At 64.3% G+C, this 26,594-nt stretch carries 20 protein-coding genes; 11 read left to right on the top strand and 9 right to left on the bottom strand.

Annotated features, from left to right (window positions below; genetic code table 11):
* Positions 1–9: 9 nt before the first annotated feature.
* From tldD to MOV80_RS15490, 3 genes are read right to left on the bottom strand one after another with little or no spacing between them, the layout of a single operon-like run.
* The gene (tldD, locus tag MOV80_RS15500) at positions 10–1,452 is read right to left on the bottom strand and encodes a metalloprotease TldD (RefSeq protein ID WP_107733095.1); all 1,443 of its coding nucleotides are present in this window, start codon (positions 1,450–1,452) and stop codon (positions 10–12) included.
* Positions 1,453–1,466: 14 nt separating this feature from the next.
* Positions 1,467–2,276: a carbon-nitrogen hydrolase family protein gene (locus MOV80_RS15495; RefSeq protein ID WP_081573986.1), complete on the bottom strand. Its 810-nt coding sequence runs from the start codon at positions 2,274–2,276 to the stop codon at positions 1,467–1,469.
* Positions 2,273–6,148: a YhdP family protein gene (locus MOV80_RS15490; protein WP_161523558.1), complete on the bottom strand. Its 3,876-nt coding sequence runs from the start codon at positions 6,146–6,148 to the stop codon at positions 2,273–2,275. Before MOV80_RS15490 ends, MOV80_RS15495 begins: the two co-directional genes overlap by 4 nt.
* Positions 6,149–6,205: 57 nt before the next feature.
* Between MOV80_RS15490 and glnE the strand changes: the two genes are divergently transcribed.
* From glnE to MOV80_RS15460, 6 genes are all read left to right on the top strand, one after another.
* Positions 6,206–8,902 carry a bifunctional [glutamate--ammonia ligase]-adenylyl-L-tyrosine phosphorylase/[glutamate--ammonia-ligase] adenylyltransferase gene (glnE, locus tag MOV80_RS15485; protein WP_019104041.1) on the top strand — a complete coding sequence of 899 codons (2,697 nt, stop codon included), beginning with the start codon at positions 6,206–6,208 and terminating at the stop codon, positions 8,900–8,902.
* Positions 8,903–9,006: 104 nt separating this feature from the next.
* Entirely contained in the window at positions 9,007–9,930 is a 924-nt protein-coding gene (locus MOV80_RS15480) for a branched-chain amino acid transaminase (RefSeq protein WP_019104040.1), read from the top strand.
* Between the two features lie 43 nt (positions 9,931–9,973).
* Positions 9,974–10,174, top strand: coding sequence for a zinc-finger domain-containing protein (locus MOV80_RS15475; protein WP_019104039.1), 201 nt, complete (start codon positions 9,974–9,976; stop codon positions 10,172–10,174).
* Positions 10,175–10,308: 134 nt separating this feature from the next.
* Positions 10,309–11,346, top strand: a complete 1,038-nt coding sequence (waaF, locus tag MOV80_RS15470) for a lipopolysaccharide heptosyltransferase II (RefSeq protein WP_019104038.1) — start codon at positions 10,309–10,311, stop codon at positions 11,344–11,346.
* Entirely contained in the window at positions 11,346–11,939 is a 594-nt protein-coding gene (locus MOV80_RS15465) for a TetR/AcrR family transcriptional regulator (protein ID WP_249605286.1), read from the top strand. The genes waaF and MOV80_RS15465 overlap by 1 nt, the downstream gene beginning before the upstream one ends.
* A gap of 123 nt (positions 11,940–12,062) precedes the next feature.
* Positions 12,063–12,662, top strand: a complete 600-nt coding sequence (locus MOV80_RS15460; protein ID WP_019104036.1) for a hypothetical protein — start codon at positions 12,063–12,065, stop codon at positions 12,660–12,662.
* A 64-nt stretch (positions 12,663–12,726) separates the two neighbouring features.
* On the opposite strand, the gene MOV80_RS15455 is transcribed toward MOV80_RS15460, so the two are convergent.
* From MOV80_RS15455 to MOV80_RS15440, 4 genes are read right to left on the bottom strand one after another with little or no spacing between them, the layout of a single operon-like run.
* Positions 12,727–13,287 carry a cob(I)yrinic acid a,c-diamide adenosyltransferase gene (locus MOV80_RS15455; RefSeq protein ID WP_107732377.1) on the bottom strand — a complete coding sequence of 187 codons (561 nt, stop codon included), beginning with the start codon at positions 13,285–13,287 and terminating at the stop codon, positions 12,727–12,729.
* Entirely contained in the window at positions 13,280–15,466 is a 2,187-nt protein-coding gene (locus tag MOV80_RS15450; protein WP_107732378.1) for a hypothetical protein, read from the bottom strand. Before MOV80_RS15450 ends, MOV80_RS15455 begins: the two co-directional genes overlap by 8 nt.
* 2 nt (positions 15,467–15,468) lie before the next feature.
* A complete protein-coding gene (locus MOV80_RS15445) occupies positions 15,469–15,891 on the bottom strand; it encodes a DNA polymerase III subunit chi (RefSeq protein WP_039756731.1) in 423 nt (140 codons plus the stop codon).
* Complete coding sequence (locus MOV80_RS15440) at positions 15,878–17,443, bottom strand: leucyl aminopeptidase (RefSeq protein WP_019104312.1); 1,566 nt, start codon at positions 17,441–17,443, stop codon at positions 15,878–15,880. The genes MOV80_RS15445 and MOV80_RS15440 overlap by 14 nt, the downstream gene beginning before the upstream one ends.
* 201 nt (positions 17,444–17,644) lie before the next feature.
* On the opposite strand from MOV80_RS15440, the gene lptF reads away from it, so the two are divergent.
* The 5 genes from lptF to MOV80_RS15415 all read left to right on the top strand — a co-directional run bounded on the left by lptF (position 17,645) and on the right by MOV80_RS15415 (position 25,068).
* Positions 17,645–18,745 (top strand): LPS export ABC transporter permease LptF, encoded by a 1,101-nt coding sequence (gene lptF / locus MOV80_RS15435; RefSeq protein ID WP_043592120.1) that lies wholly within the window; start codon positions 17,645–17,647, stop codon positions 18,743–18,745.
* Between the two features lie 7 nt (positions 18,746–18,752).
* Positions 18,753–19,829 (top strand): LPS export ABC transporter permease LptG, encoded by a 1,077-nt coding sequence (lptG, locus tag MOV80_RS15430; protein ID WP_043592119.1) that lies wholly within the window; start codon positions 18,753–18,755, stop codon positions 19,827–19,829.
* Between the two features lies 1 nt (position 19,830).
* The gene (locus tag MOV80_RS15425) at positions 19,831–22,404 is read left to right on the top strand and encodes a [protein-PII] uridylyltransferase (protein ID WP_019104315.1); all 2,574 of its coding nucleotides are present in this window, start codon (positions 19,831–19,833) and stop codon (positions 22,402–22,404) included.
* 290 nt (positions 22,405–22,694) lie between these two features.
* A complete protein-coding gene (locus MOV80_RS15420; protein WP_249605285.1) occupies positions 22,695–24,323 on the top strand; it encodes a S53 family peptidase in 1,629 nt (542 codons plus the stop codon).
* A 100-nt stretch (positions 24,324–24,423) separates the two neighbouring features.
* Entirely contained in the window at positions 24,424–25,068 is a 645-nt protein-coding gene (locus MOV80_RS15415) for a pyridoxamine 5'-phosphate oxidase family protein (protein ID WP_019104317.1), read from the top strand.
* A gap of 62 nt (positions 25,069–25,130) precedes the next feature.
* Here MOV80_RS15415 and ribA read toward each other — a convergent pair whose 3' ends face one another.
* The gene (gene ribA / locus MOV80_RS15410; protein ID WP_019104318.1) at positions 25,131–25,712 is read right to left on the bottom strand and encodes a GTP cyclohydrolase II; all 582 of its coding nucleotides are present in this window, start codon (positions 25,710–25,712) and stop codon (positions 25,131–25,133) included.
* Positions 25,713–25,808: 96 nt separating this feature from the next.
* Positions 25,809–26,534, bottom strand: a complete 726-nt coding sequence (locus MOV80_RS15405; RefSeq protein WP_043641525.1) for a GAF domain-containing protein — start codon at positions 26,532–26,534, stop codon at positions 25,809–25,811.
* Between the last annotated feature and the right edge of the window lie 60 nt (positions 26,535–26,594).

The raw sequence follows: 26,594 nt of genomic DNA, 5'->3' as shown, positions 1-26,594 counted from the left end.
AACAGGTTCTTAGCCGCCGGTGCCGCCCACGGTCAAACCGCCGTCTATGCGCAGCGTAGGCTGGCCCACGCCCACCGGCACGCTCTGCCCTTCCTTGCCGCAGACGCCAACGCCCTGATCCAACTGTAGATCGTTGCCTATCATGCTGACGTAGTTGAGCACGTCGGGGCCGTTGCCTATCAGGGTGGCTCCCTTGACCGGGTAGCTGAGCTTGCCGTTTTCGATGCGCCAGGCTTCCGACGCCGAGAACACGAACTTGCCGCTGGTGATATCCACCTGGCCGCCGCCAAAGTTGACCGCGTACAGGCCGTCCTTGACCGAGGCGATGATTTCCTGCGGATCGTGCTGGCCGGCCAACATATAGGTGTTGGTCATCCGCGGCATCGGAATGTGGGCATAGGACTCGCGGCGGCCATTGCCGGTGGCGCCCACCTGCATCAGCCGCGAATTCATCGCGTCCTGCATATAGCCCTTAAGCACGCCGTCCTCTATCAGCACGGTGCGCTGGGTGGGGTTGCCCTCGTCGTCTATCGCCAGCGAGCCGCGGCGCTCTTCCATGACTCCGTCATCCACCACCGTGACGCCCGGCGCCGCCACACGCTGGCCGATCTTGCCGGAGAAGGCGGAAGTGCCCTTGCGGTTGAAGTCGCCTTCCAGACCATGGCCTATCGCCTCGTGCAACAGCACGCCGGGCCAGCCCGGGCCCAACACCACGGTCATCTGCCCCGCCGGCGCCGGACGCGAATCCAGGTTGGTCAAGGCCTGATGCACCGCCTGGCGCGCGTAGCGCTCCAACACCTCGTCGTCGAAGTAGGCCAGGTCGAAGCGACCACCGCCGCCGCTGGAGCCCTGCTCTCGTCGGCCGTTTTGCTCCGCGATCACCATCACCGACAGCCGCACCAGCGGCCGCACATCAGCCGCGCGCACGCCGTCGTGGCGCGCCACGTAAACCACATCGTATTCGCTGGCCATGCCGGCCATCACCTGGATCACCCGCGGGTCCAGCGCCCGAGCCATCCGTTCCACCTTTTCCAGCAAGGCCACCTTGGCCGCCGCCTCCAGACTGTGACAAGGGTCCAGCGCCGGATACAGCGGTTTAGGCGCTCGCGGCGTTTGCCGTCCGGCGGAACCATCGCCGCCCGCCTGGCCGATGGCGCGCACCGCGTCGGCGGAACGGCTCAGCGCCTCCAGGCTGATGGCGTCGGAATAGGCGAAGGCGGTCTTGTCTCCGGCCACCGCGCGCACGCCCACGCCTTGGTCGATACTGAAGCTGCCGGACTTGACGATGCCCTCTTCCAGGCTCCAGGCCTCGCTGCGGGTGTATTGAAAATAGAGGTCGGCGTAGTCGATGGCGTGGTGGCGCATGCGCGCCAGCGTGGCCTCCAAAGCCGCCTCGTCCAGGCCGTAAGGCTTGAGCAGCAGGCTGTCTGCCGCGGAGAAAGCATCTTGCATCATGTCGGGTTCTTTCACGCGAGTACGCGGTGCGCCAGCGCCGGCAGGCGGGTGCGCACCGACTGGATCAATGTCGGGTCGATTTCGGCGAGGATCACGCCCTCGCCCTTGTCTATTTCAGCCAGCACGCGTCCCCATGGATCGATGATCATCGAATGACCATGGGTCTTGCGGCCGTTGTCGTGTTCTCCGCCCTGCGCGGAGGCCAGCACATAGCTCTGGTTCTCGATCGCGCGCGCGCGCAGCAGCGGCTCCCAATGCGCCTCGCCGGTGGTGGCGGTGAAGGCCGCCGGCAGAATCATCAGATCATAGGGCGACAGCTGGCGGAACAGCTCGGGGAAACGCAGATCGTAGCAGATACCGAAGGCCATCTCGGCAAAGCCGAGGTCCGCCTTCACCGGCTGCTCGCCCGGCCGGATGGTATTGGATTCGCAATACGTCTCTCCCAGGCCGGAAAAGCCGAACAGGTGGATCTTGTCGTAGCGGGCCCGTACCTCGCCATTCGGGTCGAACAGCAAGGTGGTGTTCAGCACCCTCTGCGGCTCCGGGCTGCGCAAGGGCACGGTGCCGGCCGCCAGCCACACGCCGTTCTCGCTCGCCATCCGCGCCAGCGCCCGCTGGATGGGGCCGTCGCCGTAGGCCTCGCACACAGCCACCTTGTCGGTTTCCTGTTTTCCCATCAGGCAAAAGTACTCGGGCAAGACCACCAGCCGCGCGCCTTTGGCGGCGGCTTCCGCCACCCAATGCGCGGCGCGCTGCAAATTGGCCGTCACGTCGGAGCCGGACACCATCTGCACCGCCGCCGCCAGGAATTTTTGCTTCATGGTTTTCCCCCTTTGTTCTGATGTATCGGACCGATCGCCGTGCGCACCACTTTAGGATCCCGCAGCGAACCGCTCACTTCGTAATCCACCGACAAGATGCGTCCCACCGGATCGCGCAGCACTTTCTGCGCCGCCAGCGTGGCGATGCCCACCACCGGATTGAGCAAGGCCGCGCCCGCCGCCAACGCCACGCTTTCCGCCAAGCGCGGCATTACATGAACTTTCAGCGTCTGGGTTTCCTTGCCCAGATCCAGCTCTCCGGAAATCGCCACGTCGGCGCCCGGCCCCTTCATTTCCACCTTGGGAGATGTGAACAGGCCGTTCCGCGCCTGCGCCTCGCCTTTCAGGCTATCAAAGGCGAAACCGTCGCTGAACACATCGGTGAAGTCCAAACGGATGCGGCGCGGCAGCGATTGCAGGCTGAGCGCGCCCAACAGCTTGACCACGCCCGGATCCACTTTGGCGAAGCGCCCATCCTTGAAGTCTAGCGCCAATTCGCCGGACACCTTGGCCAAATCCAGATCGCCCAAGCCCCCGGGCCAATTCAAGCGGCCGCTGAGCACACCTTGGCCGTTGCGGAAAATCTCGCCCTGGCCCAGCCGCGCCAGCAGCTTGCCGGCGTCGCCGACATTCAGTTCGAAGCGGGCGTCGACATTGCCGGCGCCGCGCGCGTCCGAACGCACCGTGGCCTTCAGCGTGCCGTCGTTGGTCGTCAGCCGCAAGGGCGCCATCTGCCAGACGCTGCCTTCGCGGCGCGCCTCCAGTTCCAGCCGGCCCACCGAACGCCCCTGCAACACCAGTTCGCCAACGCGCACCTTCATCTCGGGCAGCTTGCGGTTCAGCACCGAGGGCTCGCCGCCGGCCTTGGCCTCGGTCGCGCCCTCCTTCTTGTCCGCCGGCAGCGTCAAGGCCAGCCGGCTCAGATTGGCTTGCAGCAAACCGTTGCCTTCCGGCCGGTAGCTGGCGTCGCCGCTCATCTCGTTGGAGCGCAGCTGTATGGTCCAGGCCTTGGACAGTTCGCGGTTGCCCAGCCGGGCATTGACCTTGTGCAGGCTCAGGCCCGGCAATACCAATTCCGGCGTTTCCAACTCCAGCTGCAAGGCCGGCAAAGCCGACAAGGCCCCCGCCCCCCCTCCGCCACTGGATTGCGTGGCGCCGTCCGCCAGCTTCAACCAATCATCCAACACCACTCTGGGTTGCGCCACCCGCACCGTCAGGCCGGACGCCGCCGGCTCGCCCGGCGCGCGTCCCACGCCCAAGGCGCCGGCCTGCAAGTCGCCGTGCTCGTTCAAACGCAAGCGTCCGCCTAGCATGCCGTCCAGGCTGAAATCCAGCCGCAGGGTCTGCGCGCCGCGCATCTGCTGCGGCCGCAACTGTAGTTGCAGCGGCAAAGCCGTCGCCGCGGCCTTGGCCAAGGGCGGCGGCAAGTCGAAGGCGGTGCCCTGCAGGTCCGAGACCACCGTCAGGCTCTCAAGACCTTGCTTGACGACGAACTGCGCGCGATAGCCGGACTTGCCCGCCGCTTGCTCCGCCAGCGCCGGCAGATATTGCTTCAACACTTGGCGCGAATCGGCCTGGCCGGCTAGTTCGAAGCGCATGCGCCTGTCGGCTCCGGTGTTGGCCTTCAACTGGAACGCGCCGCCGAAGCCGCTGAACTGCAGACCGGGGCTGTCCACGCCGCGTTCGGTGAAGGTCAGTCGGCCGCGGGCCTTGCTCAGCGGCGGAATCGGCAAGGATTTGAATTGCAAGGCGTTGTCGGCGAAGTGAAGATCGCCGCGCACCGCCACGCCTTGTTCTCCGGCCAGCGGTATCGCCAACTTCAGATCCAGGCTGGCATTCCCGCCGGCTTCGATCTGGCCGGTAAAGCCGTCCAGCCAGCCGTCCACCGGGCTTTGCGTGGTGAAGGCCAGCATGCGTTGCAGGCGGTCGGCCGCGCGGCCCTCCACCGTCAGCATGGGCACATTGGCGCCCAAATTGTCTATCACCGCCTTGACGCCGCTCAGCGGCACGCCCACCGTCGTGGCGCGGCGCGCGTTCACTTCCATCCGCTCGTTGCGGAACAGCAGTTGGGCGTCGATGTCGTCGATGCGAGGCCAGCCGGGCTGGTAACTGAGGCGCGCCCGTTCCACCTCGGCCTCCACCAGAAACTCGCCGCCCTTGCCGCCCTCAAAAGGGAACTGGTCCAGATCGCCGCGCAGCTTCATCGTAGCCTGACGCAGCCGCCCGCCTTGCAAGGCCTGGCGCAGCCAGCGCAAAGTGTGCTCGCCCACTTCATGCGGCAGGTACTCCGCCACCCTGGCCGCCGGCACCCCGGCGATGCTGGCGCGCAGATCCGCGATGCCTGCGCCTCCGCCCTGATGCCGATAGCTGCCTTGCAGGCTGCCGGATAGATCCGCGTTGGAGAAGGCGACCTGACGGAAGTCCAAAGCCACCGCCTGCCCCTGCCGCTGCCAGCCCACATCGGCGGTCAGTTTGTCGAAAGCCAGCGGCGCGACGAACACCGACGGATAGCTGACCTGGGACTTCCCGGTATCCAGCTGCAAGCGGCCGCCCTTTTCATCAAAGCTGATCGCGCCGCTGACCCCGGCCACGCCCGGCAGTTCGTCAAACGGCTGCCAAGCCAGCTTTTCAAAACGGGACTTGAGTTTGAAGGCCCTGGGCGCTTCCAGCGCGCCTTTCCAGCTGACGGTCAGGTCGCGCAAGGCGCCGCTGGGCGAAAAGCGCGCGAACAGCGGGTTGCGATCGGCGCCCAGCGCGTGGATGAAGGGCGTTAGATGGCTGAGGTCGACGTTGTCCAGCGTCAGTTGTCCGAAGCCCTGCTCGCCGTAGCGCCACTCGCCGTCGATATTGGAGTTGTCGAAAGCCAGCCCGCTGGCGCTGGCCAGGCTCAGCCGGCTGGCCTTGACCTTATAGCTGCCGCTGAGCTGACGCGTCAGCTGCAACTCGCCTTGCAGACGCGGCAACACCAGTTCGTGCGAATCCGGGGGCGTGTAGGCGGCGTCGTGGACGTTGACGCTGGCTTTCAAGGCGTCGATGGCGCCGTCGGAGAAGGACATTTCCACCGTGCCGCTGCCCTCTCCGCTGCGCAGCATGCCCAGCTGCTGCAAATAGCGCGTCCACGAACCCGCCCGGGCGCCGTCCAGCGCCACTTTGATCGAGCCCGACCACTGCTGCCAGGCGGCGATGTCGTCGCCGCGCCAGGAAGCGGTCAGATCGAAACCCTTGCCCAGTGACGCCGCCGGCTGGCCGGAGAGCTTCAGTCCGTGGCCGAACAGACCCGCGCTCAGTTTGAGCTGGCCCTGACTCAGGTCCAGCCTCGGCAGCCCCAGCAGTTCATCCTGCCAGCTCAGCCGCGCATCGATGATCTCCAGGCTGGACTGGCGCAGCAGCCAGTTGCCAAGACCGCTGCCCGCGGGGCCGGAACTCAGGTCGAAGCCGTTGAGATAGATCACGCCCTGGCGCGAACGCAGCAACTCTACCGCCGGCCCCTTGACCACCACGCTGGACAAGCGCGGCTCCAGCGCCAGCAGCGAACGCCACGACGGTTCCAGCGATACCTGGCGCAAGGTCAGCGCCTTGCCGTCCTGCGGATTGGCGATGGTGACACCGCCCAGTTCAAAGCGCGGACCGACGGTCAGCCACTCGCCGGACAGGGCCGCCACCTGCACCGGCCGTCCCAGCGACTGACTCAGATAACGCTCCAGCGGCTGGCGAAACTGGTTCAGATTGGGCAATAACCAAAAAGTGAACGCGCAAAAAGCCGCCAGCAGCAGTGTCAAGGCGGTGGCGACGGCCATTCCCAACAGCGCACAGGTCCGTTTCAGGACCTTGACCACATGGATATGGGACAGAACGGAGAATAGCTTTTCCAAATGCGGCAAACCGTTACAATGTGGCCATCAAGAATTGACATGCCGTAGGGGCCTATTATGCCAGCAAACACGGCCGCTGCCATTGCCCGCAGCCGCGAGTTCTCTCACTATCTGCAACGTTTGCTGACCGCCCAGCCCGCCGAGCTGGCCAGGCTGGAAAGCCGGCTGAGCCACCGCTTCGATGCCGCGGAGATGAACGCCTTCGCCGATTGGGAAGCGCTGACCGATGCCGAAAGACTGGCCCCGGCGCTGCGGCGGCTGCGGCAGGCCGTGGTGGCGCGACTGATCTGCCGCGACCTCAACGGCCTGGCGGATCTGGACGAGGTGGTATCCACCATTAGCGCGCTGGCCGATTTCGCCGTCCAACGGGCCCTAGCCTCCGCGCGCGCCGGCCTCGCCCACTACGGGGAGCCGATAGGCGAGGATAGCGGCGAGGTCCAGCAACTGATCGTCATCGGCATGGGCAAACTGGGCGGGGGCGAGCTCAACGTCAGTTCCGACATTGATCTGATCTTCATCTACCCGGAAAGCGGCGACACCGACGGAGCCTCCCGCGGCGGCCGCTCCATCAGCAACCACGAATACTTCACCCAGGTGGGCAAGCGGCTGATCGCCCTGCTCAACGACGTCACCGCCGATGGCCAGGTATTCCGCGTCGACATGCGGCTGCGGCCCTACGGCGATTCCGGCCCGCTGGCGATGAGCTTCGCCGCCCTGGAAAACTACCTGCTGAGCCAGGGCCGGGAATGGGAACGCTACGCCTGGATCAAGGCCAGGCCGCTCAGCGGCGACGCGGCGGCGCTGGCCGACACGGCGCGCCCCTTCGTTTACCGCAAATACCTGGATTACAGCGCCTACGGCGCGATGCGCGACCTGCACGCGCAAATCCGCCGCGAAGTGGCCCGCCGCGATATGGCCGAAAACATCAAACTGGGACCGGGCGGCATCCGTGAAGTCGAATTCATCGCACAAGTATTCCAGCTGATACGCGGCGGCCGCGACCGCAGCCTGCAACTGCGCGGCACCCGCGAAACCTTGCGCCGGCTGGGCGAGCTGCGGCTGTTGGAGCCCGCCGCCGTCGACGAACTCCTGCAGGCTTACGCCTTCCTGCGCAATCTGGAACATCGGCTGCAATACCTGGACGACCAGCAAACCCAAACCCTGCCCGCCGGCGCCGACAACCGCGCCCGCATCGCCGCCAGCATGGGCTGCGCCGACTGGGACCAGTTCATGAACCGGCTTAACCAGCAGCGCCGCAAAGTCACCCGCCACTTCGAGCAAGTGTTCATCCTGCCCACCGAGGGCGCTACCGACCACCCCCTGGCCGATCTGTGGCGCGACATCGCAGAGGAGTTGCCGGTGGAGCGGCTGCGGCGGATGAGCTTCGCCGAACCGGAACAAGTGGCGCGCCAGTTGCAAAGCCTGGCCCAAGGACAGCGCTACCAGCAGATGCCGTTAAACGGCCGCAAGCAGTTCGACCAACTGATGCCCGCCTTGATCGAGGTCGCCTCCCGCTTCGACAACGCCGACGCCACGCTGACGCGCATCATCGCCTTGATGGAGGCGATCAGCCGCCGCGCATCCTACCTGGCGCTGCTGACCGAATACCCGCAAACCCTGCAACGGCTCGCCTCGCTTTATTCGTCCAGCGCCTGGGTCTCCGGCTACCTGACCCGCCATCCCATCCTGCTGGACGAACTGTTGGACGCGCGCGTGCTCTACGCCACGCCGGACTGGCCGCAGCTGGCGGAACAGTTGGAACAACAGCTGCGCCAGGCTGACGGAGACGTGGAAGCCAAGATGGACGCGCTGCGCCACTTCCAGCACGCGCAATCCTTCCGCCTGGTGGCGCAGGACTTGGCCGGCATGTGGACGGTGGAGGCGCTGTCCGACCAGCTTTCGCTGCTGGCCGACATCGTGCTGGCCGCCACGCTGCGCCACGCCTGGCTGGACATCCCCAGCCGCCACTGCGACACGCCGCGTTTCGCCATCATCGGCTACGGCAAGCTGGGCGGCAAAGAGCTGGGCTACGCTTCGGACCTGGACCTGATCTTCCTCTACGACGACGAGCACCCGGACGCCGCCGAACTGTACTCGCGGCTGGCGCGCAAAATGTCCACCTGGCTGACCAGCGCCACCGCCGCCGGCGTGCTCTACGACATCGACCTGCGGCTGCGCCCCAACGGCGCCAGCGGCCTGCTGGTCAGCTCGGTCAACGCCTTCCGCCAATACCAGGAACAGCAAGCATGGGTCTGGGAACACCAAGCGCTGACCCGCGCCCGCTACGTGGCAGGCGACGCAGACGTCGGCGCCCAATTCGAGCAGGAACGCCACGCCATCCTCACCCGCCGGCGCGAGCTTAGCGTGCTGCGCGACGAAGTGCTGGCGATGCGCCAACGCATGCTGGACAGCCACCCCGCCCGCGACGAAGACCCGAAGAACGCGCGCGGCGGCATCATAGACATCGAATTCATTGTCCAATACCTGATTCTGGCCCATGCCCACGCGCTCCCGGCGCTGACCGCCAACGCCGGCAATATCGCCTTGCTGGCCACAGCAGCCGAGGCCGGACTGATCCCCGCCGCCGACGCCGAAGCGGCGCGCAACGCCTATCGTCACTATCGCCGGCTCCAGCACGCCGCCCGGCTCAACGAAAAACAGACGGTCACGCCGGACGCGGCTTTGCAGCAGGACTACAGCCTATGCCGATCGCTGTGGCGGCTAGTATTCGAGCAAGCGCTCAATTTTTCCTGACAAACGGTTCACAGCGTCATAAGGGCGAGATAAACTCATTGGATACGGTCGGACAAGATCCGGCCCCATCCCAAAGCGAAAACACAATATTGGAGAACACCAAGATGTCGATGGCTGATCGTGACGGAAAAATCTGGTATGACGGCGAAATGGTGGACTGGCGCGACGCCACCACCCACGTTCTGACCCACACCCTGCATTACGGCATGGGCGTGTTCGAAGGCGTGCGCGCTTACGAAACCCCCAGGGGTCCGGCCATCTTCCGTCTGGAAGACCATACCGCGCGGCTGTTCCGCTCCGCCAAGATCCTGGGCATGGCGCTGCCGTTCACGCCGGAACAGATCAGTCAGGCCCACCTGGACGTGGTCAAAGCCAACGGCCTCAAGTCCTGCTATTTCCGCCCCATGGCCTTCTACGGTTCCGGAAAACTGGGCGTAGCGCCGCTGAAGAACGATGTCCGCGTAATCGTGGCTGCCTGGCCCTGGGGCGCCTACCTGGGCGACGAAGGCCTGGAAAAAGGCATCCGCGTGAAGACCTCCTCCTTCACCCGCCACCACGTCAACATCACCATGTGCAAGGCCAAGGCCAACGGCAACTACATGAACTCCATCCTGGCCAACAACGAAGCCACCGCCGACGGCTACGACGAGGCCTTGTTGCTGGATGTGGACGGTTTTGTGGCGGAAGGTTCCGGCGAAAACATCTTCATCATCCGCAAGGGCAAACTGTACACTCCGGACCTGACAAGCGCGTTGGAAGGCATCACCCGCGACACCGTGGTGCAGATCTCCAAGGAAATGGGACTGGAACTGATAGAAAAGCGCATCACCCGCGACGAAGTCTACAGCGCGGACGAAGCCTTCTTCACCGGCACCGCCGCCGAAGTCACCCCGATCCGCGAACTCGACAGACGCGCGATCGGCGACGGCAATCGTGGTACCATCACCGCCGAAATCCAGAAGCGCTACTTCGACATCGTCAAAGGACTGGATGCCGAACACCAGCACTGGCTGACCTACGTCAACTAAGCAAGACGAGCCGCCCGCGCGGCGGCTCCGCAAGGAATACAGAATGGCTGAACAGAAAGAAAACACTCAACGCGTGATCGAAGTCACCCAGCACGACCTGCCGCTGCATTGCCCGATGCCGGACATGGTGTCCTGGAACTCCCACCCGCGCGTGTTCCTGCCCGTGCACAAGACCGGCGAAGCGCTGTGCCCCTATTGCGGCACCCGCTACAAACTGAACGGTCCGGCAGGCGGCCACCACTGAGCCTGGCCCCGCGCCGGCAACGCAGCTAAGGTGTGGCGCGAGCCGCACCTTTTTTGCTTGCCCGCCCGCCTCCGTCTGCAAACCCAAGCCGGGCCGCCGCGACCCGGTTTCGGTTTGCAATCGGAACATCTGCAATGAAGAAGAAAATCCTCGTCATCGGCCCCTCTTGGGTCGGCGACAGCGTCATGGCGCAACCGCTGTACCAAAGACTGCACCAACGCCACCCCAATCTAGAGTTGCACGTATTCGCGCCGGCCTGGACCCTGCCGCTGCTGGCGCGGATGCCGGAAGTGGCCAAGGCCCACCTCAACCCCTTCGGCCACGGCGCCCTGCGCCTGGGCGAACGCTGGAAGGTGGCCCGCCAGCTGGCGGCCGAACGCTTCGACCAAGCCATCGTGCTGCCCAACTCGCTGAAATCCGCCTTGATCCCTCTGTTCGCCGGCATCCCCTTGCGCACCGGCTTCCTAGGCGAATCGCGCTACTGGATCCTCAATGACGCGCGCGAACTGGACGAACAGGCGCTGCCGATGATGGTGGAGCGCTTTTGCGCGCTGGCCGAAGACAAGGGCGCGCCGCTGCCGCGGCCGCTCAGCCATCCTCGGCTGGCGCTGACCAATGCCAGCCAGCAAGCGGCGCTGGACAAACTGAAGCTCGACGCCAGCCGCCCTGCGGTCGCCTTCTGCCCCGGCGCCGAGTACGGCCCGGCCAAACGCTGGCCGGCCCGACACTTCGCCGAGCTGGCGCGCCGCTTCGACGCCGCCGGTTACGCGGTATGGTTGTTTGGCTCCGGCAAGGACCGCGAAGTGGGCGACGACATCAGCCGCCTCTCCGGCGGCCTGGCCGTCAACCTCTGCGGCGCCACCGGTCTGGAAGAAGCGATAGACCTGATCGGCCTGACCCGGCTCGCCGTCTGCAACGATTCTGGCCTGATGCATGTGGCGGCGGCGCTGGACAAACCGCTGGTGGCGCTGTACGGCTCCTCCAGCCCCGATTTCACGCCGCCGTTGTCGACGCGGGCCGCCATCGTCTCCCTCAACCTGGATTGCAGCCCCTGTTTCGAGCGGACCTGTCCGTACGGTCATACCGATTGCCTGGAAAAAATGGAGCCGGATCGGGTCTGGCAAGCCGCGCTTCCGCTGCTGCCCGTCCACACCCAAGAAAAAACACAATAATGAGCACAGACAACACCACACCCGTCGAAGAAAACAGCCGCCGCATGGAACTGGTCCGCGCCGCGGCGATGCTGTTCCGCGACCAGGGCTACGAACGCACCACAGTGCGCGACCTGGGCAACGCGGTCGGCATGCAATCCGGCAGCCTGTTCTACCACTTCCGCACCAAGGAAGAAATCCTGGTCGCGGTGATGGCTCTGGGCATCACCAGCACCACCGAGCAATTAAAGCGCGCCCTGGACGAAGCCGGATCGCCGCGGGCCAAGCTCGCAGCGCTGTTCCGCGTCCATCTCAATTCGCTGCTGGGAGACAATCAGGCGGCGCTGGAAGTGATGCTGTACGAATGGCGCAGCGTGTCCGCCGCCGCCAGGCCCGGCCTGATCGTGCTGCGCGACCGCTACGAAGCGCTTTGGCAACAAGCGCTGGACGAGGCCGCCGCCGCCGGCCTGGTCAAATCCGACACCGCGCTGCTGCGCCGCACCTTGCTGGGCAGCTTGCATTGGTCGGTGCAGTGGTACCGCTCCGAAGGCCCGCTGAGCGTGGATCAATTGGCCGAACGCATGCTGGATTTGGTATTACTGCCACAAACCTGACCATTGGATCAGAAAAAATTCGGCAATCCACCGAAAAAGATTCTAGAATCAGCGATATAGGGCAACTGGGCTCTATACCGTCCTGGGCGACGGCAACGGCATCCACGGTTTGGAGAGAGCGATATGGCAAGCACCGGCAGCATAGGCAGCCTCAACTCTCTGCAGCAATTGCAATCGCTGCAGAACACGCGGCCTGAGCAAAAGACGCTGGAAGAACCGCGGTCCGCCACTCCTGCGGTTTCACAGCAAAACGTCAGCCAGACCGCTGTCCGGCAAAACCCCGACACCGCCCGCGTCGAGCAGCAACTGCAACGCCAGTTGAACACCGCGCAGGCCAATGCCGCGCAAACCCGCAACGGCGAACAGCAACGAGTTAGCCAGGAACAGGCCCAAACCGCCGCCCTGGCCAGCACAGCCGCTCCGGCCGCCGCAGCCAACGACACCCCGCGGGCTCAACAACGCGCCGCGGAAACGGCAAGCGCCAATCGCGCCGCCAGCGCCGCGCCGGCGACGCCCCCGCGTCCAAGCACCGTGCCGGCGGCCAATGAGCAGCAAACCGCCAACAATCAGGCCGAACAACAAACCAACCAGACCAACAACAACGCAGTGGCCCGCTCCCAGCAACAGAACGCCAGCGGCCAACTAGCGGTTACTCAGTACCAGACCACCCAGTCCCTGCTGCAGAACAGCACTTACCGGCCGCGGGTCTCGGAAGTGGCCTGACGCCACCTTCACAAAAAAACGGCAATCCCAAAGGATTGCCGTTTTTTTTGCCGAATCGTCCTGCTTAGACTGCGCCGGTTTTGCGCCCCGGCCGCCACAACACGTCTGGTTCGCCGGCCTGGCGGTTCAGATAACGCGACAGAACAAACAGCAGATCGGACAAACGGTTCAGATAGCGGCGCGCGGCGTCGGACACCGTCTCCTGCTGCGCCAGCGCCACCACCGCGCGCTCGGCGCGACGACACACTGATCGCGCTTGGTGCGACAAGGCGGCCGCCCGGCCGCCTCCGGGCAGTATGAACTCCTTCAGCGGCGGCAAATCCTCGTTGAGGAAGGCCACCACGGCCTCCAGCGCCTGCACGTGCTCGGCGCCCAAAGCGCTGTAGCCGGGCACAGCCAACTCCGAGCCCAGATCGAACAAATCGTGCTGGGTCTCGGACAGCCAAGCCCTGGCCTCGTCCGGCAGCGTTTCCGCCAGCAAGACCCCCAGCACCGAGTTCAATTCGTCCACCTCGCCCAACGCGCGGATGCGCAAGCTGTCCTTGCCCACCCGGCTGCCGTCGCCCAGACCCGTGCTGCCGTCGTCGCCGGTGCGGGTGACTATATGCGATAGTCGATCACTCATCGCGTCTATCTTCCTTTTCAATCTTGCCCAGGCTGTTGATGGTCTGGCGCAAGCTTTCCTTCAAGGCTTCACCGAACAACATCTCGTAGTCTTCTTTGAGTTGGTGCATCACTCCGGACAACATCTGCTTGGCCTGCAACTCTAATGCGTCCTGCAACCACAGCGACAACTCCACCTTCATCCGCGGCAGCATCTGCTCATACATCGACTGCAACAAAGCCTGCTCGTCTATCACCGCCACCGTGCCCGACGGCGCATTCACCGCCTGCGGCGTCATCATCGCGGCAGCCGCGGCGGCCGAAGCCAACTCGGATACTTTCAAGACCTCCACTCCGCGCGCCGCCGGCGCGTCGGAAACGGCTTCCCGCTCGGACTCTCCCGACGACGCCGCGCCAGCGGCCAGCGCCCGGCCAGCGGCGGCCAGCGCCCCGGCTCCCGCCGCCAACTCCGCGGTCCCCATCCCATCCGCCTCGGTCTCGGACTCCAGCGCCGTCAGTTCGGGAATCTCGCCCTCGGCCAGGGCCAGCGACTCGGGCTCGGCGTCAGCCAAGGGCATTGCTGGCTCGGCTGCTTGCGGCTCCAGCATTTGATCCAATACAGGCTCGGCTACCGCTTCGGCTTCCTCCGGTTCGGCAAACGCAGCGTCCAGATGCGGGACTTCCGGTTCGGCGGCTTGCGATTCCAGCGCCTCATCCAGCACAGGCTCGGCTACCGCTTCGGCTTCCGCCAGCTCGGCAAACACAGCGTCCAGCTGCGGAACATCCAGTTCAGCAACTTGTGGTTCCAACGCCTCGTCCAACACCGGCTCTGCCGCTGCTTCGGCTTCCTCCGGTTCGGCAACCGCAGCGTCCAACTGCGAGGCTTCCGGCTCGGCGGCTTGCGGCTCCAGCACCTCGTCCAGCACAGGCTCGGCTTCCGCCGGCTCGCCAAACACAGCGTCCAACTGCGGGACATCCAACTCGGCGATTTGCGGTTCCAGCGCCTCGTCCAACAAAGGCTCGGCCGCCGCTCCAGCAATCGCGGCATCCATCATTAGCTCATCCGCCGCAGCCGGAGGCTCATGCGCCTCCGCCTCAACGGCCTCCGGCATCGCCATGGCAGGCGCCGTCTGCAAACCCTCTAGAGCCTGGTCGATCTCGGCCAGCAAGGGCTCCTCTTCCGGTTCGGAAAGCTCCGGGACCGCGACGAACTCCGGCGACATCATCTCATCGGGAAGCGCCATCGCCGATTCAAACACCGCCTCGGGCGCTGCCGCCGGCGCATCGTCAAACGCCGGCACGGGTTCCTGCGCCAACGCGGCCAGTTCATCCGCCTCAGGCTGCGCCAGGAAGGGGTCGACGGCGTTCTCGCCCATAGGCGGCGCAAATGGCTCCAGGCCTTCCGCCGCCGCTTCCGGCGCGCCGACGGATGGCGCCTCGGCAGGCTCCGGCGCAGCGCTCTCCGGCCAACTTGGCAACAAGCTGTCCACCTGGGTTTCCGGTCCGACTCCGCCGCCCAGGACGCCTGTGGGCAGGCTATCCAAGGAAATGGAAGTGAAAGGCGTCGGCGCGGACGACGCGGCGGTTGGTGCCACCGCGTCCGGAATCTCAATGCCAACAGGCTCCGGCTCAGCGGCCTCAAGCGCGGCTCCCATTGCCGGCTCAGCCTCGGCAACTAGCGGCTCGGCAACGGGTGCCGGAGCAGGATCCGCGGTCGGCGGTTCTTCCTCGATGGACGCGAACTCGTCGGCCAAAGCCTCCGCCGGCGGCTCCTCCCCGGCCGGCTGCAGCGAAAATTCGAAATCGCCGGCTTCCGCCGTCGGCAGCGCTACTTCCGGCAAGGCCACGGCGGGGTTCCAGCCGGGCAGCACTTGCTCGATGCCCAGTTCGGAGGCCGGCATCTCGTTCAGATCCAGCGACGGCAGCGAAGCCAGGTCCAGCAGGGGCTCTTCGCCGGGAGCCGGAGCGGCGATCAGCTCTTCCAGGCTTAGTTCGGGAATTTCCAGCTCGGCGGGCAATTCCTGCGGCGGCTCGCCCAACTGGTCGGCCAGCGCGTCGAGTTCGCTGGAGAAATCAAAATCAGGGATGTCGATGACTTCGTCGCCCAAGGTGGGCACCTGCGACTCATCCACCACCTCGGTCAACACCGGCAGGTTGAGGCCGGACCAGTCAGGCTCTTTGGGCTTTGACGGCTCGCTCATGGTCACTTGTTGCTCATGTCGTGATGTTCGATTGCATAACCGCGCTCGCGATACGCCTTGAACCGCAGGCGCGCCGTCTCTAGCGACGCTTCGTCGCGTCCGACTATTTCCAGAATACGATCAAAGCGCTCCATCCGCTCCGGCAAATTCGAACCCAGATTCAACAGAACCGGGTGCTCCAACGCATCCGGCAGGCGCGCGGTCAGCCAGATCGGCGTGTCCGCCGCCTCGTCAGCGCCCAGCCGGCAGTGCGGCACGAAGCGGGTATCGCCAAAACTCCACAGCTGTCGGCTGAAGGTATCGAGCTGCTGCTCGCTGTCGAACCAGACCAGCAGCCGCTCCCCCTTGCGCATCACCGTGGCCGCCAGCAGGCAGGCGAAGCCCTGCGGATCGGCCACTTTGGTGTAAAAATCAATCCTGCTCATCGTCCACCGTTTCAGGGGTTTCACGGCGCGGACGGCCGCGTCGCACCACATTGCCCAACGCGATGTCCGCGCGGTCTTGCAGGAACTGCACCAGCAAAGGCACCGGACGCGCGGTGGCGCCCTTGTCCTTGCCGCCCTTCCAGGCGGTGCCGGCGATATCCAAATGCGCCCAATCGTAAGCCTTGGCGTAGCGCGACAGGAAGCAGGCTGCGGTGATGCTGCCGCCCGGACGTCCGCCGATATTCGCCATATCGGCGAACGGGCTCTTCAACATGTCCTGGTACTCGTCCCACAGCGGCATATGCCAAGCGCGGTCGGCTACTTCCTCGCCGGCGGCCAGCAGCTCGCGCGCCAGGCTGTCCTGGTTGCTGTACAACGCGGTGGCGATATGGCCCAGCGCGACCACGCAGGCGCCGGTCAGCGTGGCCACGTCGATCACGGTGGCCGGGTCGAAACGCTCGGCGTAGGTCAGCGCGTCGCACAGAATCAGCCGGCCTTCGGCGTCGGTGTTCAGAATCTCGATGGTCTGGCCGGACATCGAGGTGACAATGTCGCCCGGCTTCAACGCGTTGCCGTTGGGCATGTTTTCGCAAGTGGGCACGATGGCAACCAGGTTCAGCGGCAGGTTCATTTCCACCGCGGCGCGGAAAGCGCCCAGCACGGTGGCCGCGCCGCACATATCGTACTTCATCTCGTCCATGCCCTCGCCCGGCTTCAGCGAGATGCCCCCGGAATCGAAGGTGATGCCCTTGCCCACCAGCACGATGGGCTTGTCGCCTTTGTCTTTGGCGCCATGATGGCGCAGCACGATCAGCCGCGCTTCTTCAGTACTGCCCTTGGCCACGGACAGGAAGGAGCCCATGCCCAGTTCGGCTATTTCCTTGGGCCCCAGGATTTCGGCGTCCGCGCCGAAAGCGGCGGCCATCTGGCGCGCTTCTTCGCCCAGATAGCTGGGAGTGCAAACATTGCCCGGCAGATTGCCCAGGTCCTTGGCCAGCCTCATGCCGCTGCCGATGGCCAGGCCGCGCTGCAGGCCCTTTTCACCGTCGGCGAGATCGCTGCGACGCGGTACCGCCAGCGTCAGCTTGCGCGGCTCGCGCACGGATTCGTCCATCTTGCTCTTGAAGCGGTCGAAACGGTACAAGGCGTCCAGCGTCACCACCGCCGCCTGCTCTATCATCCACTCTACATCGTGCTTCTTGACTGTCAGTTCGCTCAGGTAGCTGACCGCTTCCACCGCGGAAGTCTGGGTCAAGGCCTTGATCGAGGCCCGCACCGCCTCGCGGTATTCCTTCGCGCGGAACTCCCGCTCCTTGCCCAAGCCCACCAGCATCACCCGGTCGCACAAGGTGTGCGGCACCGAGTGCAGCACCAGCGTGCTGCCCAACTTCCCTTCCATGTCGCCGTGGCGCAGCACGTCGCTGATGAAGCCGTTGGAGATGCGATCCAGCAGATCCGCTGCAAAGGTCAGCTTGCGGGATTCGTATACGCCGACGATAACGCAAGCTACCCGTTGCTTTTCCGGACTGCCGCTTTTTATGTTAAATTCCATTGAGAACTCCCGTGTAGAGCGAGTGTCTGTAGCTCCACCTCTTAACCGGCCGTCGATGCGCAGGTAGAATCCTGACGGCCCGGCCTTCCGGTGAAGACGGATTTTGTTGTTGATTCCGAAATCGTCCGTTTTTGACGTTTCTGGATGGTCCCCGGAATTATCACAATGCTTTTCATGAAAAGTCAAAAAGGCACTGAATAAATGGTTTTTCAAAAAAGCCTGACTCGCGAGCTGACTTTGAGCGCATTAGGCGTTTTCATCGTGCTCCTGGCGATTATCGTTTCCACTCAGGCAGTCAATCTACTGGGCCGCGCAGCCGAAGGGCAAATGGCCAACGAGGCCGTTGCCGCGGTGCTCGGCTTCACCACGCTGGGCTTTTTCCCGGTATTGATGATTTTGACGGTTTTCGCCACCATTTTGGTGGTATTGACCCGTATTTGGCGCGATCACGAGATGGTGGTCTGGCTCAGCTCCGGCCTGTCTTTGAGCAATTGGGTGTGGCCTGTGATGCGCTTCACCCTGCCGCTGGCGATGCTGATCGCCGGCGTCACCCTGTTCATCGGGCCGTGGGCGGACCAACGCAGCCAAGATTATGCCGAACAGATCAAACGCCGCGAGGAGGTTTCCGCAATCTCCCCCGGCGTGTTCAAAGAATCCGCCTCGTCCAACAAGGTATATTTTATTGAGAACTACTCTGGCGAGCACGGCGCGGCCACTAATATTTTCATGCAGGAAATCACCGACGGCAAAGTAGCCACCATTTTCGCCAAATCCGGTTTTATTACCACCAAGCCGGACGGGGAGCGCGTGGTGGTGCTGGAACATGGGCAGCGCTACGTAGGCGAGCCGGGCAGCGCCAATTACGAGGTGGCGGAATTTCAGCGCTACACCGCCGGCATCGGCGAAAGCCAGCAGATGCCGGGCCCCTCCGGCAACCGCCAGGCCATTCCCACCGCCCAATTGCTGAGCCAGGACTCCGCCGACTACCGCGCCGAACTGGCCTGGCGGCTGTCGATGCCGATCAGCTGCGTGATTCTGGCGCTGCTGGCGATTCCGATGTCCTATTTCAACCCGCGCAGCGGCCAGACCTACAATCTACTGCTGTCCTTGCTGGTTTTCTTCGTTTATCAGAACGGACTGACCGTGGCCCGCAACTGGGTGGCCCAGGGCAAAGCCGGCGTCTGGCTGGTGCTGTTGGTGCACCTGGCCATGCTGGCGTTGGCGCTTGCGCTGTTGAGCTACCGCAACCGGCCGGCTCGTCCCATCGGCCAGGCCTTGTCCTTGTTGTTCCGGAAATCCTGATCCCGTCATGAAACTGATTCATCGCTACATCGTCGCCACCCTAAGCCAGGCGACCTTGTTCACCCTGCTGGCCCTGCTGGGCCTGTATGGCTTCTTCGACCTGCTGGCCGAAGTGCCCAACCTGGGCAAGGGCAGCTACACCCTGGGCAAGATGCTGGGCTATGTCGCGCTGCTGATGCCCGGCCACGCTTATGAGTTGATGCCGCTGGCGGTCTTGATCGGCGGCATGGTGGCGATGACCCAGCTGGCCACCAGCAGCGAATACACAGTGATACGCACCAGCGGGGTGACGCTGCCGCAAATCGCCGCCACGCTGCTGAAGTTCGGCCTCGGCTTCGCCCTGCTCACCGTGCTGCTGGGCGAGGTGCTGGCGCCGCGCACGGGCCAGCAAGCGCAAAGTCTGAAGCTGTCCGCCACCCACTCGATGGTGGCGCAGGAATTCCGCTCCGGCATTTGGGTCAAGGACAATCAGAACTTCATCAATGTTCATGAGATGCTGCCGGACACCTCGCTGCTGGGCGTGCGCATCTACACCTACGACAACGATTTCCGCCTGGTGCGCACCCGTTACGCCGAACGCGGCTCCTTCTCCAAGGATGAGCAGCAATGGCGCCTGATCAATGTACGCGAAACCACGCTGGGCGCGGATCAGTCGGTCAGCCGCCATTATCCGGAGCTGTCTTGGAAATCCATCGTCGAGCCGGAAATCCTGTCGGTGCTGCTGGTCGTGCCGGAACAGATGTCGGCCAGCGCGCTGCTAACCTATCTGGAGCACTTGCGCAGCAACAAGCAACAGACCCAACGCTATGAGATCGCGCTGTGGAGCAAGCTCTTCTATCCGCTGGCCTGTATCTCGATGGCCCTGGTGGCGCTGGCCTTCACCCCGCAGCAACGCCGCCACGGTCAACTGGGCATCCGTCTGTTCGGCGGCATCTGCCTGGGCATCGCCTTTCACTTCGTGAACCGCCTGTTCGGCCATCTGGGCCTGCTGTACGACTGGAACCCCATCTTGTCCGCCACGCTGCCCACCTTGCTGTTCCTGGTGGCCGGCGTCGCCATTATCGCCAGACAGGAAAGACGCTGACATGAACTCGCCGGCCGCGGACTCCCTCGCACACATGCGCCAGGAACTGGCCGGCAAACGTCAGGCTTTGACCGAGCAATACCATCAGCAGCGCAATCCTCAGGAATATCTGAAGCGGCACAGCCAGACGGTGGACGCTGCCTTGCAGGCGCTGTGGGCGCAATCCGGTCTGGACGGCGCCGCCAGCCTTATCGCCGTGGGCGGTTACGGCCGCGGCCAGCTTTTCCCCCACTCCGACATCGACCTGCTGGTGCTGCTGGACCAGCCGCCGTCGCCGGAGCTGGGCGAACGCATCGGCGCCTTCATCAGCCAGCTGTGGGACGTGGGCCTGGAGATAGGCCACAGCGTGCGCACTGTCGAGGAATGCCTGTCCGAGGCGCGCGGCGACATCACCATTGAAACCAATCTGCTGGAAAACCGGCTCATCGCCGGCGACGCCGCGCCCTGGCGGCGCATGAGCGCGCTACTGGACCGCCAGCGCGACCCGCTAGCCTTTTTCGAAGGCAAGACCCAGGAACAGCAGCAGCGCCACACTCGCCACTTCGGCGTCGGCAACAATCTAGAACCCAATATCAAGGAAAGCCCGGGCGGCCTGCGCGACCTGCACACCATTCTGTGGATCAGCAAAGCCATCGGCCTGGGCGACAATTGGGACGCGCTAGTGCGCCGCGGCATCCTGACCTTGGCCGAGGCACGGCTGATCAAACACAGCGAACGCCAGTTGCTGGGTCTGCGCATCGAGCTGCACCTGCTGGCGCGCCGGCGCGAAGACCGGCTGATATTCGATTTGCAACAGCAACTGGGCCGAGCCCTGGGCCTGCAGGACACCCCGGCCAAGCGCGCCAGCGAACAAGCGATGCAGCTGTATTACCGCGCCGCCAAGACCGTTAACCAGCTCAACGGCATCCTGCTGCCCAATCTGCGCGGCAGGATCTACTCCCAAGTGCCGCGCGTCACTCAGAACCTTAACGAGCGCTTCTACACGGTCAACGGCATGCTGGGCATCCGTCAGCCGGATGTGTTCGAGAAATACCCGTCCGCCATCCTGGAAGCCTTTCTGATGCTGCAGCGCAACCCGGAACTGAGCGGTTTCGCCCCGCGCATGCTGCGCGCGCTGTGGCACGCACGCAGCCACATCAACGAACGCTTTCGCAACAACCCGCGCAACCGCGAATTGTTCCTGCAGTTGTTCCGGGAGCCCAACGGACTGACGCGCTGCCTGCGGCGGATGAATCTATACGGAGTGCTGGGCCGCTACCTGCCCAATTTCGGCCATATTGTCGGCCAGATGCAGCACGACCTGTTCCACGTCTACACCGTGGACGAGCACATCCTGATGGTGGTGCGCAATCTGCGCCGCTTCGCCAGCAGCGCCTTTACCCACGAATATCCGCTGATGTCCCGGCTGATAAACGACTTCGAGCGGCCGGAAACGCTGTACCTGGCCGGCCTGTTCCACGACATCGCCAAGGGCCGCGGCGGCGATCACTCGACGCTGGGCATGGCGGACGCGGCGGACTTTTGCCGCCAGCACGGCTTGCCGGCCGAGGATGGCGAACTAGTGGTCTGGCTGGTGGGTCAGCACCTGACCATGTCCAGCGTGGCGCAGAAACAGGACATCTACGACCCGGAAACCGTGCGCCGCTTCGCCGAACTGGTCGGCACGCCGCGCCGGCTGACCGCGCTCTACCTGCTGACCGTGGCCGATATCCGAGGCACCAGCCCCAAAGTCTGGAACGCCTGGAAAGCCAAGCTGCTGGAAGACCTTTACCATGCGGCGATGCGCCAGCTGGTGCGCGGCGGCCAGCTAGACGTCGCCTCTGAGCTTGAGGAGCGCAAACACCAGGCCCAGGCGCTGTTGCGCTTGCACGCGGTGCCAAGCGGCGTGGAGGCCGCGCTGTGGCAGGAACTGGACACTGTCTACTTCCTGCGCCACGAAGCCAAGGAGATCGCCTGGCACGCGCGGCTGCTCAACCGCTTCGTCCATGCCGACGGGCCGCTGGTGCGCGCCCGGCTGTCCGACGACCACGAAGGCATCCAGGTGCTGATCTACACCCGGGACCGCCCGGAACTGTTCGCCCGCGCCTGCGCTTTTTTCGGCCGCACCCACTACAGCATTGCCGACGCCAAGGTTTACACCACCCGCCACGGCTACGCGCTGGACACTTTCCACGTCTTCGTGCCCGAGCATCATGACGGCGATTATCGCGACATGATCAATTTCATCGAGTTCGAACTGGCCGAGTGCCTGCGCCAGGAGGGCGAATTGAGCCTGCCCGCCTCCGGTCGCATCAGCCGCCACCTCAAACACTTCCCAATCACGCCGCAGATCTTGATTCGCCCGGATGACAAAGCCAGCTTCTACGTGCTGTCCATCGTCGCCGGGGACCGCCCCGGCCTGCTGGCGCGCATCGCCAAAGTGCTGTCCGACTACCGGATGAATGTGCAATCCGCCAAGATCATGACTCTGGGCAGCCGCGCCGAAGACTCCTTCCTGATCTCCGGCCCCGGCCTCAACGACGATAAGACGGTGCTGGCGCTGGAGAACGCGCTGATGGCCGCGCTAAGGCTCTGAGCAGCTCAAGCCAAGCCCATTCATTCACTCCACTCATTGCTGACACCAGCAAACAGCATTGCTAACGTCATAAATTTGCGTTTTCCCTACAGTTTTTCCCACTTGCGAAAATTTATTTGTCATTAACAGACATCAAGGATTACACATTCAGCGTTCCCCATCGGGAGCAGCCCTTCCGCACCAAGGGCAACCAACCTGGACCAAAGGCGCGCCATCGAGCAACTACAAGCCTGGTCCAAGGGCCATGCCAAACAGCAGGCCCGCGCGGTACTTCTTCAGAGGAGAAGTGAATGTTTGCCAAGCAATACACTGCCGCACTGGTGTCCGCCGCCTTCTTCAGCATCGCGGCGCAAGCAGCAACCCTCAACTGGCAATCCACCAACACCCTGGCCCATCCGGTCCAATCGCTGATCCCGCAAGCACAGGACAGCGGCGAAGTCGCCGCCGGCCAGAGCGTACACATCGCGGTGGCCTTGAAAGTGCGCAACAAAGCGCAACTGGACACGCTCACACAGAGCATCCTGCAAGGCGGCAGCAAGCACTACTTAAGCAAGACCGAGTTCCTGGACCGTTTCTCGCCCACAGAGGCGCAGGCACAGACCGTGGTCAAACATTTGCAGGCCAACGGCTTCCGCAACATCAAAGTGGCGCCCAACCGCCTGCTGATCACCGCAGACGGCAGCGCCGCCACCGTCAAGGCCGGCTTCCAGACCTCGCTGCACCGCTACAACATCAACGGTCGCCAAGCCTTCGCCAATGTCGCCAACGCTCAGGTGCCCAGCCAGCTGGCCGACATCGTGCTGGCCGTGCACGGCCTGCAAAATGTTCACCAGTTCCACACCGCGCTGCGCCACCCCACGCCGCAGGCCTTCAAGACCGCCAGCGTCAGCGGCCACTCCCCCTCCGACTTCCCGTCCATCTACAACGCGAACAGCTTGCCCCCGGCCAGCAACACCACCGTCGGCATCATCGCCGAGGGCGACCTGACCCAGACGCTGAGCGATCTGCAGGACTTCGCCGGCAGCGCCGGCTACGGCACGGTGGCCACCTCGGTGATCAATAGCGGCACGCCCAGCAGCGACACCTCCGGCACCGAGGAATGGAACCTGGACAGCCAGGACATCCTCGCCGCCGCCGGCGGCGCGGTTCAACAGATGAACTTCTACGTTGCGCCGTCGATGACCAATGCCGACATCACCGCCGCCTTCAACTCCGCGGTCAGCGACGGCACGGCCAAGGTGATCAACGTGTCGCTGGGAGAATGCGAAACCAGCGCCCAAAGCGACGGCATGACCGCCAGCGCCGACCAGATCTTCCAGGCGGCGGTAGCCCAGGGCCAGACCTTCTCGGTATCCACAGGCGACTCCGGCTCCTACGAGTGCGGCGGCCGCACCGCGCGCCAGAGCTACCCGGCGGTGTCGCCCTACGTGATCGCGGTGGGAGGCACTACCTTGTCCACCAGCGGCAAAACCGGCTATCTGTCTGAGAGCACCTGGAACGGCGGCGGCGGCGGCCCCAGCTATACCGAGAGCGCCCCTGCCTGGCAGACCAGCGCCGGCGTGCTGACCATTTCCAAAACCAAGCGCGGCGTGCCCGACGTCTCCTTCGACGCCGACCCCAACAGCGGCGCGCTGGTGCTGGTCAACGGCAGCACCTCGCAGATCGGCGGCACCAGCTTGGCGGCTCCGCTGTTCACCGGCTTCTGGGCGCGGATCGAATCGGCCAACGGCAACAACATCCACTCGCCGGCGCCGTCGATTTACAAATACTTCAAGGCCAACCCCTCGCTGTACCACGACGTCACCAGCGGCAGCAACGGCGCCTACAGCGCCGCCAAGGGCTGGGATTACACCACCGGCTGGGGCAGCTTGAACATCGCCAACCTGAACGCCTTCATCGCCAGGACCCCTGGGTTTTAAGCGCAACACTCTCTCGCCTTGAGCCCCGGTCCGCCGGGGCTTTTTTGCGCCTAGCCCCATCGCCGGCTAAGATGAGCCCACTTCGCGTCGGAAACCAAACATGAAAATCCCGCCCTCAGCCGCCATCCATCTACTTCACCGTTGCGCCCAAGCCAGCTTGGCCACTCACAGCACTCAACTGGATGGCTACCCCTACGCCACGCCGATACCCTGCGTGCCCGACGCCCACCACCGGCCCACGCTCTGTCTCAGCGCGCTGGCCGAACACTGCAAAAACCTGCGGGCCGACCCGCGCTGCAGCATCGCGCTGCTGGACCCGGCGGCGGAGTCCAGCCAGAGCGGCGCGCGCCTGACACTGCTGGGCGATATGGAGCCCTTCCAGCCCACCCCGCTGGAGCTGGTCCGCCACCTGCGCTACCAGCCGGAGATCGAAAACTGGCTACAACTGGATTTCACCTTCTACCGGCTGGAGCCGCGACGGTTGCGCTATATCGAAGGCTTCGGCCGCATGGGCTGGCTGGAGGCCGAGCAGTGGCTTGACGGCCCGGCGCTGGAGCCGGAGCAAGAAGCGGAGTTGCTGGAACAAAATACCGAGCTTCCCGCCGACGTCCGACTGCTGGGCGCCGATTGCCACGGCATTGACTATGAGATCGCCGCCGCGCGCCGACGCCTGGCCTTCCCCGCCGCGCTGGAGGCGGACGAGCTGGCCGCCCGCTGGCCGGAATGGATCGCGGCGCTGGCATGAAAAACGGGAGCCCTCGGCTCCCGTTCGTTCACATCCTGTTTGCGCCGCTGAGACGCGGCCGTTCACTTGAACAACATATGACCCAGCTTGCTGGCCTTGGTGTCCAGATAGCGGTCGTTGTGCGGATTGCGCCCCACCTCCAGCGGCACCCGCTCCACCACATCGATGCCGGCAGTGCGCAGGGTTTCGATCTTGCGCGGATTATTGGTCATCACCCGCACCCGCGACACGCCCAACTGCTCCAGCATGTGCCGGGCAATGCGGAAATCGCGCATGTCGGCGGGGAAGCCCAGCCGCTCGTTGGCTTCCACGGTATCGGCGCCGCCGTCCTGTAGCTGGTAGGCGCGGATCTTGTTGATCAGGCCGATGCCGCGGCCTTCCTGACGCAGATACAGCAGCGCGCCGCGGCCTTCGGCGGCGATGGCGGACAAGGCCGCCTCCAGTTGGAAACCGCAATCGCAGCGCAGCGAAAACAAGGCGTCGCCGGTCAGGCATTCCGAATGCAAGCGCGACAACACCGGCTCGCCGTCGTCTATCGTGCCCAGAGTCAGCGCAACGTGCTCGCGGCCGCCCACTTCCTCAAAACCATGCATGGTGAACTCGCCCCAAGGGGTGGGCAGCTTGCAACTGGCGACATATTCCATTCTCGGCTCATCCGCGCTGAGCTCGACAGCAGGCAATGACATTATTTCTCCGCTAAACCTGATAAGCACGCCTGAATCCGCGCGCAATAATCTTTATTAACTGTGGTCGGCTTCCGGATTTTCAAGCGCTAAAGGCAAGGCGGCGAAAGGCTCGGCCAACACGATGGCGAGCGCTGCCAGCCACACCAGCCGCTCCGGCGTGAAGAAGCCGGCGCTGGACGCCTCGGCATCCAGAATGCCCAGCACATTATCGTCCGGCCCCAGCACCGGCAGGCACACCTCGCTCATCACCTTGGGATCGCACTCGTAATAGCCGCCGCCCTCGGCGCGCCAGGCTTTGACGTCTTCGATCAACACCGCCCAGCCGGTCAGCCCCACCCGGCTGTTGTTGCTGTACTCGGCGAAGGCCTCGGTCAAAGGAAACTCGGCGCGGCTGGGCACGCCCTGGTAGGCCAGCTTGACCAGCTTGGCCTGCTGGCCTTTGCCGATCTTCCGATATACGCCCAGCCAGTCCGCGCCCACCTTATGGTTTACCGACTCCACCAGCGCGTGCAGATTGCGCAAGGCCGCCGTGGCTTCCGGACTTTCGCCGCCGAACAGCGGCGCCAGATCATAAGGCTCGTCGGCCAGTTCTTCGAACAAAGAACAACTGCCATCCTCGCTCAGTTTGGGCACCTGGTAACGATACAGATCCTGCCGCGCCGCCGGCTTGTCCGCGTTCAACACCGCGGACAGGGTCAACACCGCGATCTGCAGCTCGGTGCGATCCAGTTCCAGGCTCTGCTCGCGCAGATAGTCGGCCAGTTGGCTTACGGGTATCATGACAGTGCTCCTGAAGGCGGCCGCGCCGCCCGATGCGAATGAATATCGAAACCGAGTAGG

It is taken from the genome of Chromobacterium sp. IRSSSOUMB001, from assembly GCF_023507765.1.
Classification (GTDB): domain Bacteria; phylum Pseudomonadota; class Gammaproteobacteria; order Burkholderiales; family Chromobacteriaceae; genus Chromobacterium; species Chromobacterium haemolyticum.
Note: the sequence above shows the minus strand (reverse complement) of the source record. Positions and strands in the feature narration are given on the sequence as shown.

Coding starts and splice junctions, on each gene's coding strand:
- tldD (WP_107733095.1), bottom strand. CDS start 1,452: ATGCAAGATGCTTTCTCCGCGGCAGACAGCCTGCTGCTCAAGCCTTAC.
- MOV80_RS15495 (WP_081573986.1), bottom strand. CDS start 2,276: ATGAAGCAAAAATTCCTGGCGGCGGCGGTGCAGATGGTGTCCGGCTCC.
- glnE (WP_019104041.1), top strand. CDS start 6,206: ATGCCAGCAAACACGGCCGCTGCCATTGCCCGCAGCCGCGAGTTCTCT.
- MOV80_RS15480 (WP_019104040.1), top strand. CDS start 9,007: ATGTCGATGGCTGATCGTGACGGAAAAATCTGGTATGACGGCGAAATG.
- MOV80_RS15475 (WP_019104039.1), top strand. CDS start 9,974: ATGGCTGAACAGAAAGAAAACACTCAACGCGTGATCGAAGTCACCCAG.
- waaF (WP_019104038.1), top strand. CDS start 10,309: ATGAAGAAGAAAATCCTCGTCATCGGCCCCTCTTGGGTCGGCGACAGC.
- MOV80_RS15465 (WP_249605286.1), top strand. CDS start 11,346: ATGAGCACAGACAACACCACACCCGTCGAAGAAAACAGCCGCCGCATG.
- MOV80_RS15460 (WP_019104036.1), top strand. CDS start 12,063: ATGGCAAGCACCGGCAGCATAGGCAGCCTCAACTCTCTGCAGCAATTG.
- MOV80_RS15455 (WP_107732377.1), bottom strand. CDS start 13,287: ATGAGTGATCGACTATCGCATATAGTCACCCGCACCGGCGACGACGGC.
- MOV80_RS15450 (WP_107732378.1), bottom strand. CDS start 15,466: ATGAGCGAGCCGTCAAAGCCCAAAGAGCCTGACTGGTCCGGCCTCAAC.
- MOV80_RS15445 (WP_039756731.1), bottom strand. CDS start 15,891: ATGAGCAGGATTGATTTTTACACCAAAGTGGCCGATCCGCAGGGCTTC.
- MOV80_RS15440 (WP_019104312.1), bottom strand. CDS start 17,443: ATGGAATTTAACATAAAAAGCGGCAGTCCGGAAAAGCAACGGGTAGCT.
- lptF (WP_043592120.1), top strand. CDS start 17,645: ATGGTTTTTCAAAAAAGCCTGACTCGCGAGCTGACTTTGAGCGCATTA.
- lptG (WP_043592119.1), top strand. CDS start 18,753: ATGAAACTGATTCATCGCTACATCGTCGCCACCCTAAGCCAGGCGACC.
- MOV80_RS15425 (WP_019104315.1), top strand. CDS start 19,831: ATGAACTCGCCGGCCGCGGACTCCCTCGCACACATGCGCCAGGAACTG.
- MOV80_RS15420 (WP_249605285.1), top strand. CDS start 22,695: ATGTTTGCCAAGCAATACACTGCCGCACTGGTGTCCGCCGCCTTCTTC.
- MOV80_RS15415 (WP_019104317.1), top strand. CDS start 24,424: ATGAAAATCCCGCCCTCAGCCGCCATCCATCTACTTCACCGTTGCGCC.
- ribA (WP_019104318.1), bottom strand. CDS start 25,712: ATGGAATATGTCGCCAGTTGCAAGCTGCCCACCCCTTGGGGCGAGTTC.
- MOV80_RS15405 (WP_043641525.1), bottom strand. CDS start 26,534: ATGATACCCGTAAGCCAACTGGCCGACTATCTGCGCGAGCAGAGCCTG.